13 protein-coding genes are annotated in these 13,839 nt (G+C 67.9%); 6 read left to right on the forward strand and 7 right to left on the reverse strand.

All coding sequences use genetic code 11. From position 1 onward, the window contains the following. Positions 1–20: 20 nt before the first annotated feature. Positions 21–3,056 (reverse strand): BTAD domain-containing putative transcriptional regulator, encoded by a 3,036-nt coding sequence (locus ABZS29_RS36590; protein ID WP_355469322.1) that lies wholly within the window; start codon positions 3,054–3,056, stop codon positions 21–23. 96 nt (positions 3,057–3,152) lie between these two features. On the opposite strand from ABZS29_RS36590, the gene ABZS29_RS36595 reads away from it, so the two are divergent. Together ABZS29_RS36595 and ABZS29_RS36600 are read left to right on the forward strand one after the other, a co-directional pair. Further along, on the forward strand, positions 3,153–3,716 hold the full coding sequence (locus tag ABZS29_RS36595) for an NAD(P)H-dependent oxidoreductase (RefSeq protein ID WP_355469324.1): 564 nt from the start codon (positions 3,153–3,155) through the stop codon (positions 3,714–3,716). 15 nt (positions 3,717–3,731) lie between these two features. Further along, positions 3,732–4,268 (forward strand): dihydrofolate reductase family protein, encoded by a 537-nt coding sequence (locus ABZS29_RS36600; protein ID WP_355469326.1) that lies wholly within the window; start codon positions 3,732–3,734, stop codon positions 4,266–4,268. Here the strand turns inward: ABZS29_RS36600 and ABZS29_RS36605 are convergent. Continuing rightward, entirely contained in the window at positions 4,265–5,629 is a 1,365-nt protein-coding gene (locus tag ABZS29_RS36605) for an FAD-binding oxidoreductase (RefSeq protein ID WP_355469328.1), read from the reverse strand. The genes ABZS29_RS36600 and ABZS29_RS36605 overlap by 4 nt on opposite strands. A gap of 263 nt (positions 5,630–5,892) precedes the next feature. On the opposite strand from ABZS29_RS36605, the gene ABZS29_RS36610 reads away from it, so the two are divergent. After that, the gene (locus ABZS29_RS36610; protein WP_355469330.1) at positions 5,893–6,444 is read left to right on the forward strand and encodes a dihydrofolate reductase family protein; all 552 of its coding nucleotides are present in this window, start codon (positions 5,893–5,895) and stop codon (positions 6,442–6,444) included. A gap of 11 nt (positions 6,445–6,455) precedes the next feature. Here the strand turns inward: ABZS29_RS36610 and ABZS29_RS36615 are convergent, their stop codons facing one another. The 3 genes from ABZS29_RS36615 to ABZS29_RS36625 all read right to left on the reverse strand — a co-directional run bounded on the left by ABZS29_RS36615 (position 6,456) and on the right by ABZS29_RS36625 (position 8,395). Then, the gene (locus ABZS29_RS36615) at positions 6,456–7,292 is read right to left on the reverse strand and encodes a methyltransferase domain-containing protein (protein WP_355469332.1); all 837 of its coding nucleotides are present in this window, start codon (positions 7,290–7,292) and stop codon (positions 6,456–6,458) included. Positions 7,293–7,358: 66 nt separating this feature from the next. Further along, on the reverse strand, positions 7,359–8,048 hold the full coding sequence (locus ABZS29_RS36620) for a hypothetical protein (RefSeq protein ID WP_355469334.1): 690 nt from the start codon (positions 8,046–8,048) through the stop codon (positions 7,359–7,361). Beyond that, positions 8,045–8,395, reverse strand: a complete 351-nt coding sequence (locus ABZS29_RS36625; protein ID WP_355469336.1) for a hypothetical protein — start codon at positions 8,393–8,395, stop codon at positions 8,045–8,047. The genes ABZS29_RS36620 and ABZS29_RS36625 overlap by 4 nt, the downstream gene beginning before the upstream one ends. A gap of 152 nt (positions 8,396–8,547) precedes the next feature. Here ABZS29_RS36625 and ABZS29_RS36630 point away from each other — a divergent pair, with 152 nt between their 5' ends. Both ABZS29_RS36630 and ABZS29_RS36635 read left to right on the forward strand, forming a co-directional pair. Next, positions 8,548–10,533 carry a histidine kinase gene (locus ABZS29_RS36630; protein ID WP_355469338.1) on the forward strand — a complete coding sequence of 662 codons (1,986 nt, stop codon included), beginning with the start codon at positions 8,548–8,550 and terminating at the stop codon, positions 10,531–10,533. Continuing rightward, the gene (locus ABZS29_RS36635; protein WP_355469340.1) at positions 10,530–11,177 is read left to right on the forward strand and encodes a response regulator transcription factor; all 648 of its coding nucleotides are present in this window, start codon (positions 10,530–10,532) and stop codon (positions 11,175–11,177) included. Before ABZS29_RS36630 ends, ABZS29_RS36635 begins: the two co-directional genes overlap by 4 nt. Here the strand turns inward: ABZS29_RS36635 and ABZS29_RS36640 are convergent. Next, positions 11,174–12,169, reverse strand: coding sequence for a WYL domain-containing protein (locus tag ABZS29_RS36640; protein WP_355469341.1), 996 nt, complete (start codon positions 12,167–12,169; stop codon positions 11,174–11,176). The genes ABZS29_RS36635 and ABZS29_RS36640 overlap by 4 nt on opposite strands. A gap of 61 nt (positions 12,170–12,230) precedes the next feature. Here ABZS29_RS36640 and ABZS29_RS36645 point away from each other — a divergent pair, with 61 nt between their 5' ends. Continuing rightward, complete coding sequence (locus tag ABZS29_RS36645; RefSeq protein ID WP_355469342.1) at positions 12,231–13,361, forward strand: epoxide hydrolase family protein; 1,131 nt, start codon at positions 12,231–12,233, stop codon at positions 13,359–13,361. A gap of 149 nt (positions 13,362–13,510) precedes the next feature. Here ABZS29_RS36645 and ABZS29_RS36650 read toward each other — a convergent pair whose 3' ends face one another. Continuing rightward, entirely contained in the window at positions 13,511–13,828 is a 318-nt protein-coding gene (locus ABZS29_RS36650) for a hypothetical protein (RefSeq protein ID WP_355469344.1), read from the reverse strand. Positions 13,829–13,839: the final 11 nt, after the last annotated feature.

Below are 13,839 nucleotides of genomic sequence, written 5' to 3' on the forward strand. Positions count from 1 at the left end.
AGGACAGCAAATAATCTCAACTACAGAACATTTCCGGCGAGCTCGAACGCCTGCCGGAGTGTCAGCCCGCTCCCGTGCGCGTGCGCCAGTTCGTACGCCTCCGCGCCGAGCGCCCCGCGGACAGTCGCGACAGCGCGGTCCAGGTCGTCCGCCTCGGTCGCAGCGATCAGGTGCTGCTCACGTGCCCGCGCGGCCGCCGCCGAGCCAAGGAGCTGTGCCGCAGCGCTCCGGTCCGGCAGGCAGGCAGCCATGCCCTCCAGAGCGCAACACAAGCTGCGGGTGGAGTCGTGTCCTGCTGCCACCTCGAAGGACTCGGCGTGGAGCTTCAGCGCCCCGGCCAGATCGCCCTTGAGCTCGAGTACAAAGCCGAGCTCCCCCAGCACCATGGCCAGATAGAGAACCGCCTCACTCTGTGACCGCGCAGCGTCCAACAACACGCGCAAGCGACGCTCGGCCTCATCCAGACAGCCAGTACGCCGAGCTGCGAACGCCAGCACGATCTCCGCCAGTGCTTCGAGCGCCCGCTGGCCCTGCTCCGTCGCTAGCCGCAGCGCATGCTCACCGTGGGCACGAGCGGTCGCGTAGTCGCCCTGCCGAACAGCAGTCCAGCCCAGCATCCCCAGCGCGCCGGCCACGTCGGGCCAGAGCTCCAGCTCCTCGGCGATCTGCGCAGACTCACCATGGAGCCGCGCGGCCTCAGCGAAGTCGCCTCCCAGCTCAGCGGCGGCGCCGAGCCAACTCGTCGCCTGCAGCATGCCCCAGCGATCGCCCAGCGACTTGAACAGCCGGAGGCTCTCCCCCGCATCCGCGCGCAACGCAGCCAGATCGGAGCGCACGTGCGCATGTTTCGCACGTGCCCCCAGCACCGCTGCGATGCCCCAAGTGTCGCCATCGGCCTCAAAGGTCTTCAGAGCGCGCTCCAAGAGCACCTGGCCAGCCTGAAGCTCTCCCATGTCGCTGCTCGTAAACGCGATCCACCACTGCCCGCGAGCGTCCGCCGTCGGCAACCAGCGCTCCCGCTCAGCAGCCGCCGAGCTATCCGCTTGCAGGTAGAGGAAGCCAGTTCGCCACGCGCCAGCGCGCGCAGAATCAGGCACTGCGTTCAAGAACCGCACCGCCTCGGTCAACCGTCCACGCAGGAACCAGTACCAGGCCAGTGCATCGACCAGCCGCTCAGCCAGATCGGACTGCCCAGTCGCGACCGCCCGATCGAAAGCTGTCCGCAGGTTCGACGCATCCTCGTCCAGAACCCGCAGCCACCGGCTCTGGCCGTCGCCGAACAACTGGGCGGACTCGGCCAGGCCGACGTAGTACTCCAGGTGCCGCTGCCGCACGGACTCCACTTCGGCAGCAGCAACCAGCTTCTCCGTGCAGTACGCCGCCACCGACTCGAGCAGCCGGTACCGCGGACCCTCCACACCTTGCACCGGGACGACCAGTGATCTGTCGACAAGTCGAATCAGCACCTCGAGTACGTCGTCCCCACACACTGCCGACGCGGCCTCCGCCGTACAGCCATCAGCATGTACGGCGAGGCGCCGCAGTACCGACTGCTCCTCAGAACTGAGCAGCTCCCAGCTCCAGTCGATCATCGCGAGCAAGGTCTGCTGCCGTGGCGCAGCACCGCGATGTCCGGTCGCCAGCAACCGGAAGCGGTCGCCCAGCCGAGACACCAGCCCGCGGATGCCCAGAGCCCGCACCCGCGTCGCAGCGAGCTCCAGTGCAAGCGGGATGCCGTCCAGCCGCCGACACAGCACGGACACGTCAGCAGCGTTCTCGGCGGTCAGTGCGAAGTCACGTGACGCCGCGGACGCACGAGCCACAAACAGCTGTACGGCGCTGCAGTCCGACATCGCATCTGGATCCGCCGCGACGGGAGGCACGTCCAGCGGCGGTACCGCCCACACGACCTCACCGGCCAGATTGAGTGGCTCGCGACTCGTGGCCAGCACCCGCAAACCGGGCGCAGCAGCCAGCAGCTCATCGGCCAAGTCTGCGACCTCTGCGATCACCTGCTCACAGTTGTCGAGCACCAGCAGTCGTGAGCCCAGGACAGCAGCCAGCCGCTCAACAGTTGGCGCGGTGGAGCCTGCGCTGTCGCGAAGGTCCAGAGCGGCGTGCACTGCGTCGGTCAACGCATCCTGCACAGACAGAGCCTTCGGCGTCACTGCCGCCAACTCCACGAGCACCACACCGTCGGCGAACCGCTCCGCAACTGAGGCAGCGGTCGCCAGAGCCAACCGTGTCTTACCGACGCCGCCCGGTCCGGTCAGCGTGACGAGCCGAGCAGTGCTGAGACTGCTGCTGACTGAGTCCACTGCGTCCGAGCGACCGATGAGGTCTGACAACTGAGCCGGCAGATTGCTGCGAGCCTGCGGCAGCGACTGCGCCAAGATCGACTGCTGCAGCGCCACCAACGGCGGACTGGGGTCAAGACCAAGCTCATCGAGCAGGAGCCGACGCAGCTCATCAAAACTGTCCAGTGCCTCACTCTGCCGACCGGCGCGATACAGAGCACGCATCTGCGCTGCCCGCAGCCCTTCGCGGAGCGGATGCTCAGCAACGAGGGCAGTGAGCTCACTAACCGGCACATCCGCCCGCTCGAGCACAGCCAGCCGCTGCTCGGTCAGTCGGGCAATGGCTGTCTCCACGAACGCCTCGTCCGCAAAGTCGGCGTACGCCGGTCCGCGCCACAGCGCGAGCGCCTCGGCGAGTGCCCCGGCCTCAACCCGGTCCGCGAACGCCAGAGCGTCGTACGACGACTTGTCGACTGCGATCGAGTAACCCGCCGGCCCCGACCGGACCAGTGCGCGACTGCCGGGCTCGGCGTCCTCGAAGGCTCGACGGAGTTGCGAGACCTTCGCGGACAGCGTCCCAGCGGGGTTGCCGGGCAGCTGTGAATTCCACAGGTCCTCGATCAGGCGATCCGCAGGGACCGGCCGGCCCTCATGTGCGAGCAGGTCTGCCAGCAGCGCACGGACCTTCAAGCCCTGGATGACCACGGGCTCCCCCGCGTCGGTCCAGGCCGTTACCGGTCCCAGCACCCCGAAACGCATGGCCGCACCCTATCTTTCCGGCGGTCACCGGACCGACCGGAAAGAAACCGTAAACGCCTTCCGGCAGAGTTCTGCTCACCAGGAAGGAGGCAGGAGATGCGACTGGCAGTCATCATCGGCAGCACTCGCCACGGGCGCTTCGGACCGACCGTCGCTCACTGGCTGGCGGCGCAGGCGGCGAAGCAGTTCGCGATCGACCTCATCGATCTCGCAGCCGCCGACCTGCCGACCACACTCCTGGATACTGACGACCCGGTACCCGCGGAGGTCGCCGTACTGGCTCCGCGGCTCGCAGCGGCGGAAGCGTTCGCTGTGGTCACTCCGGAGCTCAACAGTGGTTATCCGGCTCCGTTGAAGGCCGCACTGGACTGGTACTACGAGGAGTGGCACGCCAAGCCGGTTGCGATCGTCAGCTACGGCCGGGAGAGCGGAGGTCTGCTGGCCGCCGCCCAGCTGCGACAGGTGTTCACCGAGCTGCAAGCCGTCACCATCCGCAACACAGTCACGCTCCCCTGCTACTGGGAGCAGTTCACCGCCGACGGCGACTGGCCGCGTCCGTCCGCGGGCTACGAGGCTCAGGCCAAGCTCATGCTCGACCAGCTCAGCTGGTGGGCCGAAGCGCTCCGCGATGCGCGCACCAAACACCCCTACCGACCCTGAAGAAGAGGAACCATCATGCGAAAGCTCATCGAGTCCACCTTCGTCACCCTGAACGGCGTCATCAGCGACCCGCAGGACTACTCCGGCCCCTACTGGGACGAGGAACACTTCGGCTACTCCGGTGCGCTGATGGCCGAGACCGAGGCCCTGCTGCTCGGCCGGCGGACCTACGAGGGCTTCGCCGAGGCCTGGTCAAGCCGGGACGGCGAAATGGCGGACACCTTCAACAACATGCCGAAGTACGTCGCGAGCCGCACACTCACCGAGACCACCTGGAACGCCAAGCTGCTGGAAGGCGACACCGTCGAAGCGATCCGCGAGCTCAAGCAGCAGGACGGCGGGAACCTGCTGAAATTCGGCACCGGGTCACTGTCCAAGACACTGCTGGAGAACAAGCTGGTCGACGAGTACCACTTCTGGGTCTTCCCGGTCCTGGCCGACGGAGAAACCATGTTCGCCGGCCAGGGCCTGGACATCACCCATCTGGAGCTACTTGGCACGACGACATTCAAGTCCGGCATCGTCGTGCACAAGCTGGCTCCCAAGGCCTAGGGTGCGATGTTCTGGTTGAGGTGGAACAGGTTGCCGGGGTCGTACTTGCGCTTCACCTCGACCAGACGGTCGTAGTTGCCCTTGTAGTTGTCGCGGATCCGCCCCTGGTCGTCGTCGGCCATGAAGTTGACGTAGCCGCCGGCTTCGGAGTGCTGGGCGACGTCGTCGTAGTACGACCGCACCCACTCCGTACCGGCCGCGTTCTGCGCCGGGTCCGGCCACATGCCGGCGATCACCGTGGCGAACTTGGCATCGCGGTAGGCGAACGCGGTGGCATCCGGAGTGACCCGATGGCAAGCGCCGTTGATCGGATAGATGTGCACGGTCGAGTTGACCGCGGGCAGGCCGGTCGCGTGCCGCAGGTGCGCCTGGATCGCTTCGTCGGTGAGTTCGGTGACGAAGTTCGCCTTCCAGTAGTGCTGCAGTCCGGCCGGAACCAGTCCGTCGAACGCACTGTTCAGCGCCGGGTACGGCATCGGACCGACGTGCTCGGCGACCACCGGAGCGAACTCCCGGAATGCCGCGACAGCGCTCTCTCCGCGTTCTGGATCGCCGGCCCAGCAGGCGACGATCAGCGTGAACGGCTCCCCGTGCCGGTTCTCCGGAATGAACGGCAGCGGCGGCGCCAGCTGGAACGCCGGGAAGCCGCCGAGCTCCTCCGGCGCATCGTCGATCAGGTCCCGGAACCCAGCCAGTACGGCGGCCGCGTCCGACATCTCGAAGAGCATCGGACCGCCGTACACGGTCGAGACCGGAGCCAGCCGGAACTCGAGTGCGGTGACCACACCGAAGTTGCCGCCGCCTCCGCGCAGGGCCCAGAACAGATCCTCGTTCTCCTTCTCACTGGCGATCAGGAACTGACCGTCGGCGGTCACCACGTCGGCCGAGATCAGGTTGTCGCAGGACAGGCCCAGACCGCGGGCCAGGTAGCCGATCCCGCCGCCGAGGGTCAGTCCGCCGACTCCAGTCGTCGAGATGATGCCGCCGGTGGTCGCCAGCCCGAAGGCGTGTGTGGCCGCGTTGAAGTCGCCCCAGGTCGCTCCGCCGCCGGCTCGCGCGGTCCGGCTGACCGGGTCCACTCGGACGTTCCGCAGGCCGCTGAGGTCGATCACGACCCCCTCGTCGACCGTGCCGAAGCCCGGCACGCTGTGCGATCCACCGCGGACCGCCAGCTCCAGTTCGTTCGTACGGGCGTAATCGACGACCGCCATCACATCTCCGGCGTTCTCGCAGCGCACGACCACCTTCGGCCGCTTGTCGTGCATCGCGTTGTAGACGCGGCGTGCGTCGTCGTACCCCTCGTCGCCGGCAGTGAAGATCTGCCCGCGAACGCGCTCTCTCAGGTTCTCCATCGTGCTCATGACTGCTCCCCGGCCGGTCGCTGTTCACGAGACGGCGTGCGCCCACCGGCGCGCCACCGCCCAGACCGGTCGTTGCCGGGTGCAACGCCTCACGCAGAGCTTCCCCACCCCCGGCAGGCGGCCGGCCGTCCCCCAGACCTTGCCCGCTCTCCCCGACCCTCCTCCCGCTGGCACCGGTTCGTCAATGCCACGCGACGCAGATGTCAAAACCCGCCAGGCGGCTCCGACCAGGCGGCACAAGCACCGATCAACCGGAGGAAACGATGCGCAGGATCCTGTACTACGTGCACCAGTCACTGGACGGCTTCATCGAGGGGCCGAACGGCGAGTTCGACTGGGCGCAACTCGGACCGGAGCTGTCCGACTACTCGCTGAGTCTGGCTGAGCGCTCGGACACCTTCCTGTACGGGCGAACGGTCTGGACCATGATGGCGTCGTACTGGCCGGAGGCGGAGTCGATGGATCCCGACGAGCACGCGCTGGCGTTCGCGCCGATCTGGCGGACGACGCCGAAGGTCGTGTTGTCGACCACGCTGGAGAGCGCTCCCTGGGAGACCCGGATCGTGCGCACGGCGGCCGAGATCGGCGCCATCAAGGAGGAGCCGGGCCGCGACATCCTGCTCACCGGCAGCGCGTCCGTGGCCGGCGCGCTGGCCGAGCTCGGTCTGCTCGACGAGTACCACGTCGTCGTCCACCCGGTGCTCCTCGGCGGCGGCAAGCCGGTGCACGCCGCGCTCGGACGCCGGACACTGCGCCTGGTCGAGACGCGCCCGTTCGACGGACGCACGGTGCTGCTGCGACACGACGTCGACTGAGCTCGCCTTTCTCAAGCAACAGGGGCTTTGACCGCACTCACGGCGTACATCGTCAGCGACATGTGGAAGGCGCCGCGGTCGGCTGCCTCGGTGATGCCCTTCACGAACGCGTCCGCCTCGGCCGCGGTGATCACGCCGCTCTGCCGCGAACGAACGTGCATCATCGACAGGAACCCTTGTCGCGCACACGACTGCGGTTCGAGCCAGGTGGCAGCGCTCTCTCCGGTGATCTCGAGGCCGGCGTCGACGAGTTGTCCCCGCAGTTGCCGCCCCGAATACGGATTCGCCGCCTCGGACAGGAAGCCGTCGACCATCCGCTGCAGAACGTCCGGATCGGCAGGGTGCACGATCGCGGTCTGCCAGTCGGTGTCGATGAGCACGATTCGGCCGCCGGGGCGAAGGACCCGAGCCATCTCCCGAACTGCCCCCGCTGGATCCTCGACATGCTGGAGAACGCGCTCGCACCGCACCACATCGACCGACTCGTCGTCGAGCGGCAGCTTGTCCGCCAGGCCGTCGACGAACTCCGCCTTGCCGCTCGGCGCGCGCCGTACTGCTTCCTCGCGCAGCCCCGCGCTCGGCTCGACGCCGATCGCACGCAATCCCAGGTCGGCGAACGCGACCACGTCCTCACCGGTTCCCGAACCGACGTCGACCGCGGTCTCGCCCGCCTTCGGTGCCAGCTGCTCCAACGCCCAAGCCTTCAAAGTCTGTACGGCGGGCCGCTGCGCCAGCTGGTCGAGCACAAACGCCATGTCCGCGGAATCGGTGCGTGCCGCGTCGGCGACCTTGAAGCTACCGACCTGAAGCTTCGCCGCCGGCTCACCCGGCGCCTCCATCTCGCTCATCTGCTATCCCCCTTCAGCAGTTCGAGACTAGCGCCGGACGAGCCGGACGGTGGATACGTCGGCCCTTTAGGGCAGCGGTTGCCATTGGTCGTCACGCAGTCGCAGGATCGCCCACCCCACCGCGGCGAACCCAGCTGCCTGCAGACCCCAACCGAACAGATCCAGCGTGTGACTGACCACAACAATCGCCGCGACAACGTGGATCGGCTGCGAGACCGCCACCGCCACAGCTGACCAGCGAGGCACCATCCGAGAACGCCAGAGAGCGCTGCCCAGCAAGATCGTGCCCAGCACATGCCCCACCACGAACACCACGCCGGCCAGGCTGACCGATCCGTGCGGCAGCTCGGCAGCCTTGGCGATCGAAGCGCTGTCCAGGCCGGCCTGCCCGGCCGACCAGGTGAAGGCGTCGCCAGAAGCCATCCACGGCAGCACCAGGTACCCCGGTACGACGAGCACCAGCGACAGTGCTGTCAGCAGCGGAACCCGCGTGTGGATGAGCCGGCCGACGAAGTACGCGCCAGGAACCAGCGTGAGCATCGCGATGAAGCCCAGCCACAGCATCAGCGAGGTACCGCCGGGATCGGCCATCAGCTTGCTGGTGATCGTCGCCGGGTCGTCGACCGTGTCGTACGGGAGGAAGTACCGCAGCAGCGCGACCGCGGCCGGGCCGATCGGCAGGATGAGCGCCGCGAACCAGCGGGACGTCGTACGGAGGTCGATGCGTGGCGCTGTTGCCACCGTCTGACTCATCATGCACGCACCGGGACCCGCGAGGGCAGCAGCACCGCGATGACGCCGAAGATCGTCGCAGCGACCCCGATGCCGGCCGCCGCCACGGCGGCAGCCGGTACGTCGGCCACGAAGAACGCCGGGACCGCCAGCAGCGCCGAGGCGAGTCGCAAGGCGATCAGCGGACCCAGCACCCAGCGCTTCCCTTGCCAGCCCAGCACGATCAGAACGAGGCTGATCAGGCCGACCACGGCGGTACCGATCGCGACCGCCATCGGTGGGTGCTCACCGTCGCTCAGCAACGGCGTGGACAGGTCGGCCACCGACACCAGGCCGAGCACCACCAGACCGGCTTTGTACATTCCAGACATTTCAGAACTCCTTCCAGTTCGCCTGGAACCACCGTCGCGACTCGCGCTGTTCTCCGCCTGAGAGCGCGGTCCCCCGTTCTCGGGCGGTTCCCCGCCGAATCCGGGATCGTGATCCCGAGACGCCGGGACGGTCTCGGGCGCACACTTCCGGTATGACCGATCGCGCGGGAGCACCCAGAGCGCGTTCCCGGCGCGGTCTGGCCGGGAGCCTGGCTGCCTTGGTGGTTGCCGAGGTCGTGCTCGGGCTGGTGCTGTCGGCGATGGCCGGCTGGGGCTGGCAGCAGATGCTCGACGGCTTCGTGGTGACGAACGGCTTGATGGGCGTCACCTTCGGGCTGTGCGGCGCGGTGATCGCGTGGCACCGACCGAGCAACCCGATCGGCTGGCTCTTCATTGCCGACGGCATCGGTCACGCGACGACCACCTTCACCGGCCCGCTGGCACCAGTTCTGGCCGATGCAGGTGCTCCGCTCCCGGCTCAGCGGCTGGTCGTCACGGTCGCCATGCTGGCGTGGCCGTGGTCGATCGGGCTGTTCCTGCCACTCGCGCTGCTGCTGTTTCCCACCGGGAGACCGCTCTCTCCGCGCTGGCGCTGGGTCTCGCTCGGCATCATCGTCACCGCGCCACTCTTCGTGATCGAGATGGTCGGAAGCGGTGAGCCGATCTCCAACGGTCTCCCCCGCGGATACCTGACCATCCCCTCGTACGCCGCGCTGCAGCCGCTGTGGACCGCCACCGAAATCCGCAACCTGATCGCGGTCGGGCTGGCGATCACCTGTCTGGTGATCCGCTTCCGGCACGCCGACGAGGCCGGCCGCCGCCAACTCTTATGGTTGCTGCTGGCATCGGTCATCGCGCTGCTCTTCATCACCCCGTGGGGCCTGATCGCCGGTACCCCGATCTTTGTCCTGCTGGCGATCCCGCTGATTCCGATCGCCGTCGCGGTCGCGATCGTCCGGCACCAACTCCTCGACATCCGGCTGGTCGTATCCCGGGCGTTGACTTGGGGTCTGCTGACATTGGTTGCTATCGCGTCCTATGCAGGGCTCGCGGCCGTCCTCGGTGCGCTGATCCCGTCCCGCGTCGGCCGCCCGGCCGCGGTCACCGTCTTGGTGGCGCTGATCATCGCCCCGATCCTGCCCCGCCTTCAGAAACTCGTAGATCGCGCTCTCTATGGTGATCGCCACGATCCCGCCCGAATCGCCTCCCGGGTCGGCGCCCAGCTCTCCGCCGGTCTCCCCGGCGTCGTCGCCGCGATCCGCTCCGGCCTCCGCTTCCCCTACACCGCGCTCGCGGTCGACGGCACGGTGATCGCAGCCGACGGCACCGCGCCGGAGAGCGTCGTACCGCTGAACCTCGAGTACGCCGGTACGCCGGTCGGCCAGCTGCTGATCGGGGTACGGTCCGGAGAGTCCGCGTTGTCGGCCGCGGACCGCGATGTGCTCGCACTGGTCGCCGTACCGCTGGCTGTTGCGGTCCACGCGACTCGGCTGTCCAACGAACTGCAGTCGTCACGCGAGAAACTCGTTGCAGCACGGGAAGAGGAGCGCCGGCGAATTCGCCGGGATCTGCACGATGGGCTCGGTCCGACGCTGACCGGGGTGGCGTTCACCGCGGACGCTGCGGCGAACCTCATCGACGTCGATACTTTGAAAGCGCGAGACCTGCTCACAACGTTGCGCACCGACACCCGTACGGCGATCGCCGACGTACGGCGTCTGGTCGACGACCTCCGTCCGCCGGCCTTGGACGAGCTCGGACTGGTCGGTGCGCTGCAGCAGCGAGCTGATCAGCTGACGTTCCGCGCGGACGGCGCGTCGATCCAGGTCGAGGTCGCGGCGGAGGGTTTGCCCGCACTGCCCGCGGCGCTGGAGGTGGCGGCGTACCGGATCGCCACGGAAGCGCTCACCAACGTGGTTCGGCACTCCAACGCGACCTCCGCCGTACTAGCGTTGCGGTGTGGCAACGACCTGGAGGTCGAGGTGACCGACGACGGTCCGCCCAACGGCGCGTGGCGTCCCGGCGTCGGTCTGCACGCCATGCGGGAACGCGCCGCCGAACTCGGCGGTGCCTTCGAAGCCGGACCGACTCCCGCCGGTGGCCTCGTTCGCGCCCGTTTTCCCTTGGACGCCTCATGATCCGCGTCGTGCTGGCTGATGATCATCCGGTGGTTCGGGCTGGGTTGGCGGCGTTGCTGACGTCGCTGCCCGGAATCGAGGTGGTCGGGGTTGCTTCGACTGGACGGGAAGCCGTTCGCGAAGTGGTCACGAACCGGCCGGACGTCGCTGTTCTCGATCTGCAGATGCCAGATCTGGACGGGTTCGCCGCGACCCGCGAACTGGCTCGGTCCGCGCCCGAGGTCGCCGTACTGGTGTTGACGATGTTCGAGGACGACGACTCGGTGTTCGCAGCCATGCGGGCGGGCGCCCGCGGCTATCTGGTGAAGGGCGCGGAGCAGGACGAGATCGCCCGAGCGATCCGCGCGGTCGCCGCCGGCGAAGCGATCTTCGGCCCGGGCGTCGCCCGCCGTGTGCTCGGCTTCTTCGCGGCGCCACCCGCCGGGCCCGCCGCACCATTCCCAGAACTCACCAGCCGAGAACGCGAGATCCTCAACCTGCTCGCGGCCGGCCTGTCCAACCCGGCCATCGCCGACCGCCTGCACCTCGCGTCGAAGACCGTCGCCAACAACGTCTCGGCCATCTTCACGAAGCTCGGCATCGCCGACCGCGCCACCGCCATCATCCAGGCCCGCAACGCCGGCCTCGGTACTGATCCGGCCTAGGAGATCGCACGGAGATAGCGCTCTCCGAGCGTTCTCAGGTGCTCCACGAGACCGGGCGGGCCATCGATGCGGAAGTCGAGTCCGAGCATCCCGACGTACACGGCGATCATCTCCAGCGAGTCCGAACCGGTGACCAGGACGCAGGTCTCCTCGTCGACCGCCTCCACGACACCGACGGCCGCGTGGATCCGGCTCAGCACCTCCGCGGCCGGCGCGAACACCGTGATCCGCGCGTGCACCTTCCAGCCGGTCGACGCGACGTCACGCAGGACGAAGTCGGTGTAGTCGTCGTCCGGCATCGGGCGCGCGTCGTACCGCATACCCGTTGCCATCCGCAACGACATCCAGTCGGCCCGGTACGTGCGCCATTCGTTGTGCTCGTCGCGAGCGACGACGTACCAGAAGCGATGCCAGCTCACGAGACGATACGGCTGCACGAGCAGCGGGAGGTTCGACGTACGGCCGGAGCCGGCGTCACGGGAGAGCGCTTCCGGCGGGACCTCGTAGTCGAACCGCAGGTAGTGCTGATCGCGGATGCAGGCGGCGATCGTGCTCAGCAGGGCAGGGTCGATCTCCGGCGCTTCGACGTTCGATCCGGTGTTTTCCGGGCCTTGTGATGTCGCCTGGTGAACCGCCTTCACCTGACGTCGAAGCCGATGCGGCAGGACTTGCTCGAGCTTGGTGAGAGCGCGCACGCTGCTCTCCTCCATCCCGGCGAGCCCCGCGCCGGTCCGCAGCCCCACCGCGACCGCGACCGCCTCCTCGTCGTCCAGCAATAGGGGCGGCAGCTTCGCTCCGACCCCGAGCTTGTAGTGACCGGCCGGGCCGCGCATCGCATCCACCGGATACCCGAGTTCGCGCAGCCGGTCGACGTCGTTCCGGATCGTCCGCGTCGTGACCTCGAGCCGATCGGCCAGCTCGGCGCCCGTCCAGGCCGGCCTCGTCTGTAGGAGCGCCAGCAGCGAAAGCAAGCGCGACGACGTCTCCAACATCGGCCAAACTCCCTGGATGATTAGGAACCTAATGTTCCTATACGGATCCTACTGTAAAGCCATGACCACGAACGAGAGCATCCGCAGCTTCACCGTCGACATCGCCCAGCGTGACCTGGACGATCTGCAAGCCCGTCTCGAGCGGACGCGGCTTCCCGAGCCGGCCCCGGGCGACGACTGGGACTACGGCACCCCGAACCACTACCTGCGCGAGACCGTCGACTACTGGCGGAACGGGTTCGACTGGCGCGCCCAGGAAGCGCGGATGAACGAGTTCCCGCACTACCTGACCGAGATCGACGACCAGACCGTGCACTTCATCCACGTCCCGTCGAAGGTCGAGGGCGCGACGCCGCTGCTGCTGGCCCACACCTACCCCGGCTCGTTCGTCGACTTCCTCGACATGATCGAGCCGCTGACCGACCCGGCCGCGCACGGCGGCTCGGACGAGGACGCGTTCTCCGTCGTCGTCCCGTCGATCCCCGGCTTCGGATTCAGTACGCCGCTCGTCGACCGCGGCTGGACGATGGCCCGGGCCGCGAAGACCTTCGACACCTTGATGCGCCGGCTTGGCTACTCGTCGTACGGCGTCCATGGCTCCGACGGCGGCGCGATGATCGCCCGGGAGCTCGGCCTGATGAACCCCGAAGGCTTCCTCGGTCTGCACGTCCTGCAACTGTTCTCGTTCCCGTCGGGTGACCCGGCCGAGTTCGAGAAGTTCACGCCGGAGGACTACGCGGCGCTGGAGCACCTGCAGTGGTTCCAGTCGGTCGGCGGGTACAACGCGATCAACTCGACCCGGCCGCAGACCGTTGCCGTCGGCATCTCCGACTCGCCGGTCGGCCAGCTCGCCTGGAACGAACTCTTCAACAGCTTCGGCAACGGCACCAGCCTGGTCACTCGCGACCAGATCCTCACCGAGGTCTCGCTCTACTGGTTCACCAACACCTCGGCCGCCGCCGGCCGCTACCACTACGAAGAGGCCAAGGCCGCCGCCGAACCGCAGCTCAACCACGCCCCGACCGGCGTCGCCGTCTTCGCCGACGACTTCAAGACTATCCGCTCACTCGCCGACCGCGACAACACCAACATCGTCCACTGGTCCACCTTCTCCCAAGGCGGCCACTTCGCGTCCCTCGAGCGTCCGGACGACGTCACCGCCGACCTGCGGAAGTTCTTCCGCAACCTGTAGGACCGCTCAACGAGGGAGCCCGGGGTGCATGGCACTCCGGGCTCCTTTGGGCTCCACCCATCTGGAGGGGAGTTCCGGGCGAAGCTTTCTGTGACGAGTCACCCCGCCGTCGCTTCGACGCTACGCCGGGGTGGGTCACCCCACAACGTTCAAGCGCTCCCTTGACTGCCGGCGAGAAATTGCGTGATCGTCGGCGCCTGGTCGTCCACAGTGGCCCGCCGTACCTCAAGCGAATCCGCCCCGATCGTCAACACCACCAGCTCCGGACTCTTCCGCCGATGAATCCAGTCCCGCAACACACCGACCACCGTCGGCGCCACCCCACCCGCCAGCCCGACCGCGATCGCCTCCCCCGGCATCGCCTGCGTCGGCAAGTCCTGCTCAGCCAACTCCTGCCGCAGCAGCTGCAACGCCTTCGGCTTCAACCCTTCCCCCGCCCGCACCAACACCCAGCGCCCTTCACCCATCCAGTCCTCCA

Source organism: Kribbella sp. NPDC005582, from assembly GCF_040605415.1.
GTDB lineage: Bacteria > Actinomycetota > Actinomycetes > Propionibacteriales > Kribbellaceae > Kribbella.